General features: G+C 68.1%; 11 protein-coding genes. 9 read left to right on the top strand and 2 right to left on the bottom strand.

The window, feature by feature from the left end; genetic code table 11:
- The first annotated feature begins 64 nt into the window (after positions 1–64).
- The gene (locus tag U9983_RS14115) at positions 65–496 is read left to right on the top strand and encodes a hypothetical protein (protein WP_322754468.1); all 432 of its coding nucleotides are present in this window, start codon (positions 65–67) and stop codon (positions 494–496) included.
- A gap of 38 nt (positions 497–534) precedes the next feature.
- Here the strand turns inward: U9983_RS14115 and U9983_RS14110 are convergent, their stop codons facing one another.
- Both U9983_RS14110 and U9983_RS14105 read right to left on the bottom strand, forming a co-directional pair.
- Positions 535–1,818 carry a thymidine phosphorylase gene (locus U9983_RS14110; RefSeq protein ID WP_322754467.1) on the bottom strand — a complete coding sequence of 428 codons (1,284 nt, stop codon included), beginning with the start codon at positions 1,816–1,818 and terminating at the stop codon, positions 535–537.
- Complete coding sequence (locus U9983_RS14105) at positions 1,815–2,327, bottom strand: cytidine deaminase (protein ID WP_322754466.1); 513 nt, start codon at positions 2,325–2,327, stop codon at positions 1,815–1,817. The genes U9983_RS14110 and U9983_RS14105 overlap by 4 nt, the downstream gene beginning before the upstream one ends.
- Before the next feature lie 418 nt (positions 2,328–2,745).
- On the opposite strand from U9983_RS14105, the gene U9983_RS14100 reads away from it, so the two are divergent.
- The 8 genes from U9983_RS14100 (at position 2,746) to U9983_RS14065 (ending at position 13,608) form a co-directional block, all read left to right on the top strand.
- A complete protein-coding gene (locus U9983_RS14100; protein WP_322754465.1) occupies positions 2,746–4,611 on the top strand; it encodes a hypothetical protein in 1,866 nt (621 codons plus the stop codon).
- A gap of 307 nt (positions 4,612–4,918) precedes the next feature.
- Complete coding sequence (locus U9983_RS14095; protein ID WP_322754464.1) at positions 4,919–6,829, top strand: serine/threonine-protein kinase; 1,911 nt, start codon at positions 4,919–4,921, stop codon at positions 6,827–6,829.
- A gap of 72 nt (positions 6,830–6,901) precedes the next feature.
- Positions 6,902–8,797, top strand: a complete 1,896-nt coding sequence (locus tag U9983_RS14090; protein ID WP_322754463.1) for a serine/threonine-protein kinase — start codon at positions 6,902–6,904, stop codon at positions 8,795–8,797.
- Positions 8,798–9,115: 318 nt separating this feature from the next.
- On the top strand, positions 9,116–9,511 hold the full coding sequence (gene sdhC, locus U9983_RS14085; protein WP_322749131.1) for a succinate dehydrogenase, cytochrome b556 subunit: 396 nt from the start codon (positions 9,116–9,118) through the stop codon (positions 9,509–9,511).
- On the top strand, positions 9,511–9,948 hold the full coding sequence (locus U9983_RS14080) for a succinate dehydrogenase hydrophobic membrane anchor subunit (RefSeq protein WP_322749130.1): 438 nt from the start codon (positions 9,511–9,513) through the stop codon (positions 9,946–9,948). Before sdhC ends, U9983_RS14080 begins: the two co-directional genes overlap by 1 nt.
- 29 nt (positions 9,949–9,977) lie before the next feature.
- The gene (gene sdhA / locus U9983_RS14075; protein WP_322754462.1) at positions 9,978–11,732 is read left to right on the top strand and encodes a succinate dehydrogenase flavoprotein subunit; all 1,755 of its coding nucleotides are present in this window, start codon (positions 9,978–9,980) and stop codon (positions 11,730–11,732) included.
- Between the two features lie 151 nt (positions 11,733–11,883).
- Positions 11,884–12,648: a succinate dehydrogenase iron-sulfur subunit gene (locus U9983_RS14070; RefSeq protein ID WP_322749129.1), complete on the top strand. Its 765-nt coding sequence runs from the start codon at positions 11,884–11,886 to the stop codon at positions 12,646–12,648.
- A 42-nt stretch (positions 12,649–12,690) separates the two neighbouring features.
- Positions 12,691–13,608 carry a hypothetical protein gene (locus U9983_RS14065; protein ID WP_322754461.1) on the top strand — a complete coding sequence of 306 codons (918 nt, stop codon included), beginning with the start codon at positions 12,691–12,693 and terminating at the stop codon, positions 13,606–13,608.
- Positions 13,609–13,947 lie beyond the last annotated feature (339 nt).

The following is a 13,947-nucleotide window of genomic DNA, read 5'->3' as shown; positions in this document are numbered from 1 at the left end:
AAACCGTCCATCACTGGATGAAACGGATTCAGGCTCGGGCTCGGGCTCGGGCTCGGGCCCGACGGTGATCATCCGCGACTTCATCGACTACGTTGCCGAGTACCTTGATCGCGCCCGCTCCGGCGAGGCATTTCTGATCATCAGCGACGGGCAGGCGGTGGCCCGTCTGCTCCCGCCCGAGGATTTCGACCCGGTGGTCGCCGGTCGGCCAGGCGGTTGGCGCCACCCCGACCGCCACCTTGCGCCACCACGTTCCCCACGCGAGGTCACCACGACGGGAAACCTGAGAAAATCCATCCACAGACAGACCCCGGCGGCATACCGTTACGGTGTGAGCGAGCCTGGTGCCGCGCCGTTCTGTGACGACGAATACCCGGAAGCCGAGCAGGAAGCCGACCGGCAGGCGATCGACGCTGCCTGGGCTGAGCCCGGCGAAAACATCCCCTTCGAGGTCGTCCTTGCCGAGTTCGGTGACACCGACCTGCTCGCGTCCTGAATTGCCCCGCTCACCGTCACCGCTGACCACCCTCGGTCCTACAGGTGGATGCGGTCACGGATCAGCGGTTCGACGACCGGGGGTGTGTCGCCGATCTCGACGGCGTTCGTGAGCGCTTCCAGGGCGGCCGGCAGTCGGGCGGGATCGTGGGTGTGGAGCTCCAGCAGCGGCGACCTGGCGCTGACCCTGTCCCCCACAGCCGCCAACCACCGGACACCGGCGGTCGCCGACACCGGATCCTCCTTGCGGGAACGGCCCGCCCCGAGCCGCCAGGCGGCAACCCCGACGGCCCTCGCCTCCAAGGTGCGCAGGAAACCGCCGGCGGGCGCGTACACGGTCTCGACATGCTCAGCGCTCGGCAGAGCGGCATCGGGGTCACCACCCTGCGCGGTGACCATCCGACGCCACGTGTCGTACGCCGTCCCCGCCGCGAGGACGTCCGCGGGGTCCGCGCCGCCGTCCAGACCGACCAGCGCCAACATCCGCCGGGCCAACGCCACCGTGACCTCGACCAGGTCGGCCGGTCCGCCGCCACACAGGGTCTCCACGGCCTCGGCAACCTCAAGGGCATGGCCGGCGGTCCGTCCAAGGGGGGTGTCCATGCCCGTGAGCAGCGCCTCGGTCGCCACGCCTTCGGCATTCCCCAGCTCGACCATGGTCTCGGCGAGCAGCCGCGCGTCCGCAGGTGAGGTCAGGAACGCCCCGGAGCCGACCTTGACGTCCAGCAACAGCGCGGACGTCCCCTCAGCGATCTTCTTGCTCATGATGGATGACGCGATCAGCGGAATCGATTCCACTGTCCCAGTCACGTCCCGAAGCGCGTACAGCTTGCGGTCGGCGGGCGCGAGCCCGGCGCCGGCAGCGGCCATGAACCCGCCGACATCCCGCAGCACCGCACGCATCCGGTCGGGCGGGAGGGCCGCCTGCCAGCCGGGAATGGCCTCCATCTTGTCCAGGGTCCCGCCGGTGTGGCCCAGCCCACGCCCGGCCAGTTGGGGCACTGCGGCGCCGCATGCCGCGACAAGGGGAACCACGACCAGCGAGACCTTGTCACCGACCCCACCGGTGGAGTGTTTGTCCACGGTCGGACGACCCACCCCGGACAGGTCGAGGCGTTCACCGCTGGCAACCATCGCCGCGGTCCAGCGGGTCAGTTCCGCCGGCTCCATGCCCCGCCACACCACGGCCATCAGGAAAGCCGCCATCTGCTCGTCGGCCACAGCTCCGTCGGTGTAGGCGCGGACCAGCCAGTCCACGGCGTCGTCGGACAGCCGACCGCCGTCCCGCTTCGTCCTGATCAGGTCGATGACGTGGAAGGTCATGGCCGGCCACCGCCGTTCGCCGGTCCGCCGATCGCGGCGGATTCGGCACGGATCTCGACGGGTTCGGCACCGGGATCGGCGGGCGGTGGCAGCGCGGTGGACCCGAAGGCCGCTGGAAGAAGATCGCCGAGCAGACGCGGACCATCGGCCAGCGCTACCTGAAGATCCGGACCGCCGTGTTCGTACAGCAGTTGGCGACACCGACCGCAGGGTGCGAGCGGGGTACCGGCAGCGTCCACGCAGGCGAACGCGACGAGCCGTCCGCCGCCGGACGCATACAAGGCGCCGAGCAGGTTGCATTCAGCACAGAGCGTGAGCCCGAAGGAGGCGTTCTCGACGTTGCAGCCAACAACCAGGCGGCCGTCGTCCACCACGGCTGCGGCGCCCACCCGGAGGCGGGAGTACGGAGCGTACGCACGGGCCGCAATTTCCCTCGCCATCCGCCGAAGGTGCTCCCAGTCGACAGCGCCCGCCGCCGGTGTCTCTTCGCCACCACTCGGCCTGCTCACCCGGAGACCTCCCTGTACCCGTCACATGCACCCCGCGCCCGCGATGCGGAGCTCAGCATCCCCCAGACGGGCATTGCGCAGGAAGCGGCATCAGCCGCCAGCACCAGCCGCCAGCACGGCATTGACCGGCAGAGGGACGGACGCTGCCCGGTAGAGGCACCGCGTGTCGGGATGCTGACTCCGTGGGACATGCCACTGCCAGCCGATGTGACGATGATTACGAGTGCCCGGCAAGAGGGGCGTGGCGTCGCGGACACCGGTACCGACGGCAAGCAGGTACCGGCACGACCCAGGGACGGGCAGGACTCAGGGACGGGCAGGACAACTGTCGACACCTTCGTCCCGGGCACCGGCTCAGGCCGATGGTTGGACGACGGGCACCACTGTGATTTCCTGTTGGTAGCCAGTGGAGGACGCAATGGAGCAGCGGTCCGCCGACCTGGCCGCACCCGCACCCGCACCTACGACCGGGGACAACGTCGAGCCGTCGACCGTCGGTCAGACCGTGCCTGTCACGCCGACACCTGCCACGCCGACGCGGCTGAGGCGGCTGAGGCGGCTGAGACGGCTGAGGCGGTTACGGCCGCAGGCGCTGATAGGATCAAGCTACCTGCTGCTGGCCTTTGCGCTCACCATCAGAGTCTGGTCCGAGCCCGCCCGGAACATCATCGCCGGTAATCCGAACGACACCGGCCTGTACTGTTGGTGGCTTGCCCACACCGCGCATGCGGTAACCAGCCTGTCGAACCCGTTCATCACACACCTGGCAAACGCGCCAGAAGGAATAAACGCCCTCTGGAACACATCCGTCCTGGTTCCAGGCCTGATACTGACCCCGCTGACCATCGTCGCCGGCCCGGTGGCATCCTACAACGTGCTGGTCGTCCTGGCATTCTTGCTCTCGGCGTCGGGCGCCTACCTCTTTGCGCGCACGCTCGGCGTGCGGACGGCCCCAGCCTATGTCGGCGGCGCTGTGTACGGTTTTTCGCCGGCACTGGTGGCGGCCGGTACGGGGCATCTGAGCCTGGTTCTCGCACCGGCCATCCCGCTGTTACTCTGCCTGGTCACCGATATCGTCCGGCAGACTGGCCGGCCGCTACGAAAAGGCCTCCTGCTGGGCACGGGCGCCGGTCTCCAGCTGTTGACCGGTGAAGAGGTCCTGTTCATCACCGCGGTGACGGCCACGCTGGGACTTGCCCTGCTGATGGCGAGCCGGCCGGAATACGTCCGCCGTGCCGGCGGGTCCGCCCGCGCACTGCTGATCGCTTTCCTGTCCTGTCTCGCGCTGACCGGCATCCCCCTGGGAATTCAGTTCTTCGGATCTCCACGAAGCCACGGAAGCCCGTTTCTCACCAATTTCTTCAAAAGCGACCTGACGGGATTCTACGTTCCTTCCGCGCGGCAGTTACTGGCGTCGGCGGCACAGACCGAGCGGGCGGCCGCCTATCAGGGCGGCGCACCGGAGTACATGGCCTACCTCGGCTGGCCCCTTCTGATCATCTGTGTATCCGCGACCGTGATCGGCTTTCGTGACCTCAGGTTACGCATAGCCGGGCTCACCGGCGTGGCTCTGGCGGTCCTGACCCTGGGCAGCACGCTGCTCGTCAGGGGTATCGAGACGGGCCTGCCACTGCCGTGGCACCTGGTCGCCCGCATTCCTGTCTTCGACGCGGCGCTACCCGACAGGTTTGCTCTCGGCACAGCATTGATGGCGGGACTCGTCCTCGCCATCGTTCTGGATCGGTTACCTTCTCAGCTCGACCTCGGCGGTCCGCTCACGGCAACCGTGGCCGTCGCTGTCGCCGCGGTATGCGTCCTGCCGCTGGTCCCGCGGCCATACTCCGTCGAACGATCACCTGATGTTCCGTCGTTCTTCACCACCAACGCCATTGAGATTCTCCCAGCGAATTCGAATGTACTGGTCCTGCCGTACCCGAGCGGGGTCCAGACCGCGCCACTTTTCTGGCAGGCAGCAGCCCGCTTCCATTTTTCGATGCCCGGCGGGTATTTCATCGGCCCGGCCGAAGACGGGCAGGCATTCATGGGTGGCCGAACGCCGACGGCGACGGCACGGTTCTTGACCGATGTCGGGAAGGGCATGTCCTCCGAACCCCTGACCCCGGCCCGGATCGCGCAGGCACGGGACGATTTCGCCCGCCTGCGGATACGTGCCGTCATACTCGGCCCAACCCCGCACGCGGCCGAGCTGCGCGACACGGTGACGTTTCTGGTGGGGAGCCAACCGACATTCACCGGCGGCGTGTACGTCTGGCTGCCGGCGTGACCCGAAAGCCGGATCGCGAGCAGCGTGATCACGGCCATCGGACCGGTCGGTCCCGGTACGGCGGGCGGGACACGCGGCCCAGGGCGCTGTCCGGTGCTGTCCCAACGCCCGACAGCGCCCGACAGCGCCCGACGGTTCGGCCGGAGCCGGGCATCCTCCCATCCGGTGGTGTGTGATGAAGTGGACCAACCGTCGACCACGCGGGCTTGGCGACCACAGGCACCGACACCGTGACCCACCGGGACGGTGGTACCCGCAAAGGTCGGCTACATCCGCGACGATGGGAACGAGGAGGTGAAACGGACGGATGCCGCTCTACCCTGACGCGACGCCCGAGGCTGAACAGCCCGGGGCTGGACGCAATTCACGCCCGCGCCGCCTCATCGGGGGTCGTTACCGGCTCGGTGACGAGCTCGGCCGCGGCGGCTTCGGCGTGGTCTATGCGGCCACCGACGAGCTGCTACAGCGCGAGGTCGCGGTCAAGGAGATCCGCCTTCCGCCGTCGATCTCCGCGGACGAACAGGCGGTCCTGCGCACGCGAGTCCTTCGCGAGGCGCGCTCAGCCGGCCGGCTACACCATCCGGGCCTCGTGTCGGTCTTCGACGTGCTCGATTCCGACGACCGCCCGTGGATCGTCATGGAACTGGTGGACGGTCCGTCGCTGGCGGACATCATCCGCAGCTCCGGGCCGCTGCCCCGCGAGCGGGTCGCCCGGATCGGCATCAGCCTCGGCTACGCCCTGGAAGCCGCGCACCGCAGCGGCATCGTCCACCGTGACGTGAAGCCCGCCAACGTACTGATCAGTGCCGACGGACGCGCGCGGCTGACCGACTTCGGCATCGCGCTGTCGGCCGGGGATCCGACGCTGACCCGGACCGGTGTTCTTCTCGGCTCGCCGTCCTACATCGCCCCGGAGCGGGCGCGCGGCGGAGCGGGCGGTCCAGGTAGCGACATCTGGGCACTCGGCGCGACCCTGTTCACCGCGGTGGAAGGAGGGCCGCCGTACGAGTCCGACAGCGCCATTGCGACGCTCACCGCGATCGTCGACGGACGGCGCCAGCCGTTCCGGCTCGCCGGCGCCCTCGCACCGATCATCGATGACCTCATGGCGGCGATGCCGTCGGCCCGCCCAGCCCTGCCGCGGGCGAGACAGCGGCTGCGGGAGGTCGCTGAGCGCGAGTCCGTACGGCGTCCGGCCGGCATCGGCGCCCTCGACCCGGACCGGGAGGATGCCGGGCAGGCGGCCGCTCATCCCAGCGCGGCGTCGGCCACGGCACCGACCGCCGCACCAGCCGCCGCACCGGCCGCCGCACGAGCCGCCGCACCGGCCACGATCACCTCAATCCCGATCGAGGCCGGGACGGCTGTGGCTACCCCAACAGCCGGTACAGCCGCGGCGAACACGGTCCTGCCAGCCGCACCCGGGTCGCTGCCTGGGGCGGCCTCCCGGTCGGGCACCAACCAGCGCCGGCGGCTGGTGGCCGTCATCGGCACGGCACTCGTCCTGGGCGTGGCCGGGGCTTCGGCGGCGGTACTGGGCTCGGGCGTGGACGGGTCGACCGGCAACCGCGCCGAGTCGGCTGCCGCGTCCAGCGGCACGGCAGGCCCATCCGGCAGGGCAGGCCGATCCGGCAGCACCGGCCCATCCGCTACGACAAGCCCATCGGGTACGGCCAGGACCTCGGCCCCGGGCGCCGCGGATGCGGCGTCACCCACTGACGCGGCGGCAGCCGATGATCCAGGCCTGCCACCGACGGACCCGACACCGGTGGCACCGCCCGCGGGCTGGCAGTCCTATCGTGGCTCCTCCGGCTGGTCTGTCGCCTACCCACAGGGATGGGAACAGCACCCTGCCGGCGGCACCGAGCGAATCGATTTCCGCAATCCTGATACCGGGTCCTACCTGCGCATCGACACCTCAATGCAGGCGAATCCATCCGCGTTGGTGGACTGGCAGGCGCACGAACCCGGCCTGCGCGCGCAAGTACCGAACTACGAACGGCTGCGGATTGCGCCGAGTGACGGTGGGGACGGCTCGATCCAGGCGGACTGGGAGTTTGTCTACACCTCCGGAGGCAAGAAGGTGCGCGTCCTCAATCGCGGAGTTGTTCGTAACGGCCACGGCTACGCGTTGTACTGGTCGACATCCGACGCCACCTGGTCAGCCGACCTGGCGTTGATGTGGCGGCTTTTCTCGACGTTCCGGCCAGGCCCGTGAACGGCGACCAACGGACCTCGCTGGGCGAGGGCGGCCGAAACAGCCAGCAACGCGTCTGCGAGACTTGAGAAGATGGCCAGATCGACACGCCCGCCGGACGACTCCTCGCGTCACAGCACACCCCGATATGTATCTCAGCGCTACCGCCTGGATACTCCAATCGGTCGCGGTGGCGCTGGTGTCGTGTGGTGCGGCGAGGATGAGCTGCTCCAACGGCCGGTAGCGATCAAGGAAATCCTTGTTCCGCTCGCCGGCACCCAGGTCGAGCGCGATGCGATCCGAGCGCGGGTACTGCGTGAAGCCCGGGCGCTGGCCCGTCTACACAGCCCGGCGATTGTCTCCGTCTATGACGTGGCCGAAGAGGCCGAACGTCATTGGATCGTCATGGAGCTGGTGAACGCCGACAGTCTCGGCGAGGCCATCCGCACGCACGGTCCACTGCCGCCGGCACAGGTCGCGGCGATCGGGCTCACCCTCGTGGACGCGCTCGCCGCCGCGCACTCCGCGGGCGTGCTGCACCGCGACATCAAACCCGGCAACGTGCTACTCGGCCGGGACGGACATGTCCGCCTGACCGACTTCGGGATTGCGGCTACCGAGGGCGACTCTACCCTCACAGGCACGGGCGCGCTCGTCGGTTCGCCCGCCTACATCGCCCCCGAACGGGTGCGTGGTTCCTCCGGTAGTCCCGCGAGCGACATGTGGGGACTGGGAGCCACGCTGTACGCGGCGGTGGAGGGGCAGCCCCCGTTCGAAGGACCGGAAACCTACGCGGTTCTCACTGCCGTGGTGGAGGGACGCAGGCGTCCGTTCGTGCTCGCCGGCCCGCTGCGCGACCTGCTCAGCGACCTGCTCGACCGGCCCGCGCCCGAGCGTCCGGAGGCACCGGAGATCCGTCAGCGGCTGGCGCCGATCGCCCAGGGCGCCGCGGCCGTACCCGCCGCCGTCATCAACGGCCGGTCGAGACCAGGGATCAACACGCCGGACCACGGTGGCCACGCGCCGGTCGAGCCCGATTCGGCCGGTCTTGAGGACGTCGGCGGCGATCTGCTGCCCACCGGGGACTCCGACGCCGACGCCGTGGCCCTGAGCCCCACCACGGCCGGCGGAACGACCGCCGGCCCATCCGCGGCCAACGCCGCTGGCAATCTGGCGGCCTACGCCGATGGCGATCTGGCAACCGATGGCGATGGCGATGACGACGGCCCGACCGACATCGGCGGCGTGGTCGGTACAAACGGAATCGCCGAGGTTGCGGTCGGTTCCGCTGTGCGCGAGAAGCCGCGGACCGCGCTGACCGTCGGGCTGCGCAAGGACTCCTCGCCAGCCGGCGCGGCGGGAGTCACGGGTACCACCGCTCTGACGAGTCGTCGGGGCACCGCCGGCCCGCCGGGCTCCGCCGGACTCGGCGTCGACAGACGTCCCGTGCCGGACGACGGTCTGGAACCCGTCTCGGGCGACATCGCGATCGGCCCGTCCGGGGTACTCCTTGATCGCTTCTCCCCGAATGGCAGGCCGGCGTCGAACATCAGCCACGGTGGTGAAGCTCCGGTCCGACGCGGTGTAATTATTGCCGTCGCCGCCGCGTCCGTGGCGGTTGGCGCGGCGATAGCGCTCGGCGGGATCCTCAGCCCCGGCACCGACTCCGGCCAACCGCAGGAGCCCAGCGGGAACGGCACCCTGGCTGCGGCCACCACGGCGGATGATCAGTACAACCTCAATCCTCGGGTCCTCCCGACCGGCGTTGCACCGTCGCTCAGGTTTTCTTCTGGCCGCAGAGCGTCACCGACAACCTCCAGTAGCCCGACCGCGGCGCCACCGGTCGCCACTGAGGCGGTGACCCCCAGCCCGACCCCCACCAACGTCGCCCCAACCCCCACGACGCCGGTCGTCTCGCCCACTCCGACGGCACCCCCGAGCACGTCCCCTGCTCCGGCACCTACAACAGCTCCGCCGGCTACTCCGTGACGCCCCGAAGCCCGCACGATCGGCGGGTCCGGACGCTACCGTCCGGGACAAACCATGAAGGCGATCACTTTCTGTGACATACCTCACCTAAGTGTCACGGGAGCTAGCATGCCCCCCCATGGGGTCAGCACTAACATCGAGTCCACACAAACCATCATCCACATGATGTCTCAAGGCGCCTTGGGGCCGCCCGAACCTGCCACGTCGGCTTCGCTCCGCCTGCCGACGCGAGAGGCTCGGGCCAGCTAAGTTACCGCGAGTCACCGGACGGAACGATCAGGACCAGCCTGTCGGAAGGCAGGTCCGGAGGAGCTTTCAGTGCCGAAGGCACCAGCGGGAACGCTCTACCGCGGCCGTGAGGGGATGTGGTCCTGGGTTGCCCACAGGATCACAGGCGTACTGATCTTTTTCTTCCTGTTCGCCCACGTCCTGGACACCGCACTCGTGCGGGTGTCACCGTCGTCCTATGACACTGTGATCGCGACCTACAAGAACCCGATCGTGAACCTGATGGAGGTAGGGCTGGTAGCCGCGGTCGTCTTCCACGCACTGAACGGGATCCGGATCACACTGATCGACTTCTGGGAGTCCGGTCCACGTTTCCAGCGTCAGATGCTCTACACGGAGATCGTCGTGTGGCTGATCCTCGTCGTCCCCGGCACGTTCTTCATGCTCAAGCACACGTTTGAGACCCTGTTCGGGAGCGCGTCCTGATGGCGACAACAATCGACGGCGCCACCGGCCCGGCCCTCGAGGCACCGCGCAGCCCGCGGCGCCGGCCGGGCAGCCCGAAGGCGCGGACGAACTTCGAGCTCTACGCGTGGCTGTTCATGCGGGTCTCCGGGATTCTGCTGCTCTTCCTGGTGCTCGGCCATCTGTTCATCATGAACATCCTCGATGGCGGTGTGCAGCGCATCGGCTTCGGTTTCGTCGCGGGCCGCTGGGCCTCGCCGTTCTGGCGGACCTGGGACCTGCTCATGCTCGTCCTCGCTGAACTGCATGGAACCAATGGGCTGCGAACAGTGATCAATGACTATGCCGATCGGCCGCAGTCCCGGTTCTGGCTCAAGATGTTGCTCTACGTGTCGGCAACCCTGGTCATCACGCTGGGATCGCTGGTCATCTTCACATTCGACCCGAACATCTCCTGATGGCGCCTGGGAAGGCGGAGGTCCAAGCGGTGCAGGTTCACAAGTACGACACGGTCATCGTGGGCGCCGGCGGCGCGGGGATGCGCGCGGCGCTCGAAGCCGGCAAGCGTTGTCGCACCGCGGTGCTGACCAAGCTGTATCCCACGCGCTCCCACACCGGCGCGGCCCAGGGCGGCATGTGCGCAGCTCTGGCCAACGTCGAGGAGGACAACTGGGAGTGGCACACCTTCGACACGATCAAGGGCGGTGACTACCTGGTCGACCAGGACGCCGCCGAGATCATGTGCAAGGAGGCCATCGACGCGGTCCTCGACCTGGAGAAGATGGGCCTGCCCTTCAACCGCACGCCCGAAGGCCGGATCGACCAGCGTCGCTTCGGTGGCCACACCCGTGACCACGGCAAGGCGCCCGTCCGACGCTCGTGCTATGCAGCCGACCGTACCGGTCACATGATCCTGCAGACGCTCTACCAGCAGTGCGTCAAGAACAACATCGAATTCTTCAACGAGTTCTACGTGCTGGACCTGCTGCTCACCGAGGGCGTCGTGGCCGGGGTGGTCGCCTACGAGCTGGCCAGCGGCGAGGTACACATCTTCCGAGCGAAGTCGGTGGTGTTCGCCAGCGGTGGGTTCGGCAAGGTGTTCAAGGTCACCTCGAACGCGCACACCCTGACCGGCGACGGGATGGGCATCATCTTCCGGCGCGGGCTGCCGCTGGAGGACATGGAGTTCTACCAGTTCCACCCGACGGGCATCTGGAAGATGGGCATTCTGCTCACGGAGGGTGCTCGCGGTGAAGGCGGCATCCTGCGAAACAAGGACGGCGAGCGCTTCATGGAGCGCTACGCGCCGACCATCAAGGACCTCGCACCCCGCGACATGGTGGCCCGGGCCATCTACACCGAGATCCGCGCCGGCCGCGGCTGCGGCGTGAACGGTGACCATGTCTATCTCGACCTGACCCACCTGCCACCCGAGCAGCTCGACGCCAAGCTCCCGGACATCACCGAGTTCGCCCGCACCTACCTGGGCATCGAGCCCTACACCGACCCGATTCCGATCCAGCCGACCGCCCACTACGCCATGGGCGGTGTCCCGACGACCATCGACGCCGAGGTGCTGGCGAACAACACCGACATCGTCGAGGGCCTGTATGCAGCCGGTGAGGTCGCATGCGTGTCCGTGCACGGTGCGAACCGGCTCGGGACGAACTCGCTGCTGGATATCAACGTCTTCGGCCGCCGAGCGGGCATCGCCGCCGCCGAGCACGCAACCGCGACGCACAGTCACGCCGAGCTTCCCGAGGACCCGGCGGTCTTTGTCGACGGGCTCCTGACCAGGCTTCGCGACGGCGCGGGTACGCAGAACGTGGCGGCCATCCGCAGCGAGCTGCAGGAGACGATGGACGTCAACGCGTCGGTGTACCGGACCGAGGCGACGCTCAAGCAGGCGATCACCGACATTACCGGGCTGAAGGCCCGCTACCAGCAGGTCGGCGTCACCGACCGGGGCCGGCGCTACAACACCGAGCTGTTGGAGGCGGTCGAGCTGGGCTTCCTGCTCGACCTCGCCGAGTGCCTGGTCGTGAGCGCACTGGCCCGCAACGAATCACGCGGCGGGCACTCGCGGGAGGACTATCCGAACCGGGACGACGTCAACTTCCTGCGCCACACGATGGCCTACCGCTCCGGGCCGCTCGCCGCCGGCTCGCCGGAGGCCGAGATCCGGCTGGACTACAAGCCCGTCGCCATGACCCGCTACGAACCGATGGAACGCAAGTACTGACAGGGCATGTACTGACAACGCACGTACTGAAACAGAGATCGGATCCCGCTGGCCTGCCAGGCCGGGGCAGGGCTTTGATGTTCGGGTCATCCAGAGCGCGGCCTATGATGTGGTGGCCTGCACTGTGGGTCTGATGTGAGAAAGGTCCGGCGTGACTGTCACCGACGATCTATCAACCACCGCACCGGCCGATCCGGGGCCGACCACAACGGCCGGGCGGACTGTCACGCTGAAAATCCGGCGCTTCAACCCGGAGGTGAGTGCCGAGCCGCAGTGGAAGAGCTACACCGTTCCCTTCGACCCCAGCGACCGGCTGCTGGACGCCCTGCACTACGTCAAGTGGAACCTCGACGGATCGCTGTCGTTCCGGCGTTCCTGTGCCCACGGTGTGTGCGGTTCCGACGCCATGCGGATCAACGGTGCGAACCGCCTCGCCTGCAAGGTGCTGGTCAAGGACCTCGGCGCGGAGATCTCGATCGAACCGATCAAGGGACTTCCGGTCGAGAAGGACCTCATCGTCGACATGGAACCGTTCTTCGACGCGTTTCGGGCGGTCAAGCCGTATCTCATACCCGAGGGCCACGAGCCGACCCGCGAGCGGTTGCAGTCCGCGGCGGACCGGGAGCGCTTCGACGACACCACGAAGTGCATCATGTGCGCGGCCTGCACGACTTCGTGTCCGGTGTTCTGGAATGACGGGGAATACTTCGGTCCGGCCGCGATGGTGGCCGCGCACCGTTTCATCTTCGACAGCCGGGACGCAGGTGCCGACGAACGGCTGGAAATCCTCAACGAGCGGGAAGGAGTCTGGCGCTGCCGGACGACCTTCAACTGCTCGAACGCATGCCCTCGTGGAATTCAGGTGACCAAGGCAATTCAGGAGGTCAAGCGCGCGCTCATCTTCCGACGCTTCTGATCCGGCTGCGTCGGCCGGTGCGCACGATCGGGGGGACGGCGAATGGCTCGAATCGTTGGGCGCAACGCGCAGGTGACCACCGCCACCATCGTTGCGCTGGCGGCGAGCCTGCTACTGAGCGCGGCGGCATGTTCGTCCCACTCCGCCGAACCCCCGCCGACTGTGATCGCTTCGACCAGCATTCCGAGCGCGACGCGGACCAGCACGGTACCCACTCCGCTGGAATCCGCCTACACTACGACAATCGCACGGAAGACGGCGAGAATTCACTTCACCTACGGGGCGACGCTCGTTTCCGTGTCCGGCCGCAAGCAGACAATCTCCACCACCGGCACGGGCACGGTCGACTTCGCCCACAGCACGAGCCAGACCGTGCGCGACGTCGAGGGCGGCGGCCGTAGCGAGGTGCGGATCATCGGCCCTGACTTCTACCAGCGCAGCGTCGCGGCCGGCGGCGCGCCGAGCTCGAGCCGGTGGACCCGGGTCGTCCCGGGTGGCGGAACCGGGGGTTCCGCCACCTCGCAGCCCTCGGCCACCGCGCCGCCGTCGGCCAGCTCACCGCCCGCCGTGCAGCCCGGGGTCGGCGACGACGCGGCGCTGCGACTCGGCTTTCTCAGCGGTGCCGCGACTCCGGTGACCACCGTGGGCGAGGAATCCATCGACGGTGTCCAGACGATCCACTACAAGCTGCCGGTAAATCTGGAGACAGCCTCCCAGCGCGGAAACATCAGCACGGCCACCGTCGACTACTACAAGGGCATTCTCGGGACGGTGCTCCAGCCGACCGAGGCCTGGATCGACGCGGACGGGCTCATCCGCCAGCTCCGCATCACCGTCACCAGCGCACCGTCCGACGGCCCAGCCCCGCACACAGAGATCATCCGTACGGTGACCTACTCGGACTTCGGACTCCCCCTGAACATCACCGCTCCACCACCCAACGAGATCGCCCCAGGGTGAGCTGAGCTGCCCGACCGGTAAACGCCCGAGCGGCGGGGTCCCGTACCGGATGCCCGTCAGTGCTCCGGAGACTGCGGCCTCCGGGCGCGCGATCTGACGATCGTCGCGCGCCCTTTGGCCACTCTCTGACCACGCTCCACGACGCCCAACGGGAAGCGGACCTTACCAAACGGCGCGGCCACCGCCCACGCATCACCGGCTCGCCTTACCCCAGGTCACCATCCAGCCCGCCGAAGAGCGGCTTGCCACCCTCGACGACATCTACACCTTCGCCAGCGCAGCGGGAAGCACCCGTCCACCAGAGATCAAGACGGCGAGTTAAAAATCTGCAAGCCCTAA

This window comes from Protofrankia sp. Cas3 (assembly GCF_963555955.1).
Taxonomy (GTDB): Bacteria; Actinomycetota; Actinomycetes; order Frankiales; family Frankiaceae; genus Protofrankia.
Note: the sequence above shows the minus strand (reverse complement) of the source record. Positions and strands in the feature narration are given on the sequence as shown.

What these genes read in the sequence shown, in the direction of transcription:
- U9983_RS14110 (WP_322754467.1), bottom strand. Translation starts at nt 1,818, where the DNA reads ATGACCTTCCACGTCATCGACCTGATCAGGACGAAGCGGGACGGCGGT.
- U9983_RS14100 (WP_322754465.1), top strand. Translation starts at nt 2,746, where the DNA reads ATGGAGCAGCGGTCCGCCGACCTGGCCGCACCCGCACCCGCACCTACG.
- U9983_RS14095 (WP_322754464.1), top strand. Translation starts at nt 4,919, where the DNA reads ATGCCGCTCTACCCTGACGCGACGCCCGAGGCTGAACAGCCCGGGGCT.
- U9983_RS14090 (WP_322754463.1), top strand. Translation starts at nt 6,902, where the DNA reads ATGGCCAGATCGACACGCCCGCCGGACGACTCCTCGCGTCACAGCACA.
- U9983_RS14080 (WP_322749130.1), top strand. Translation starts at nt 9,511, where the DNA reads ATGGCGACAACAATCGACGGCGCCACCGGCCCGGCCCTCGAGGCACCG.
- U9983_RS14065 (WP_322754461.1), top strand. Translation starts at nt 12,691, where the DNA reads ATGGCTCGAATCGTTGGGCGCAACGCGCAGGTGACCACCGCCACCATC.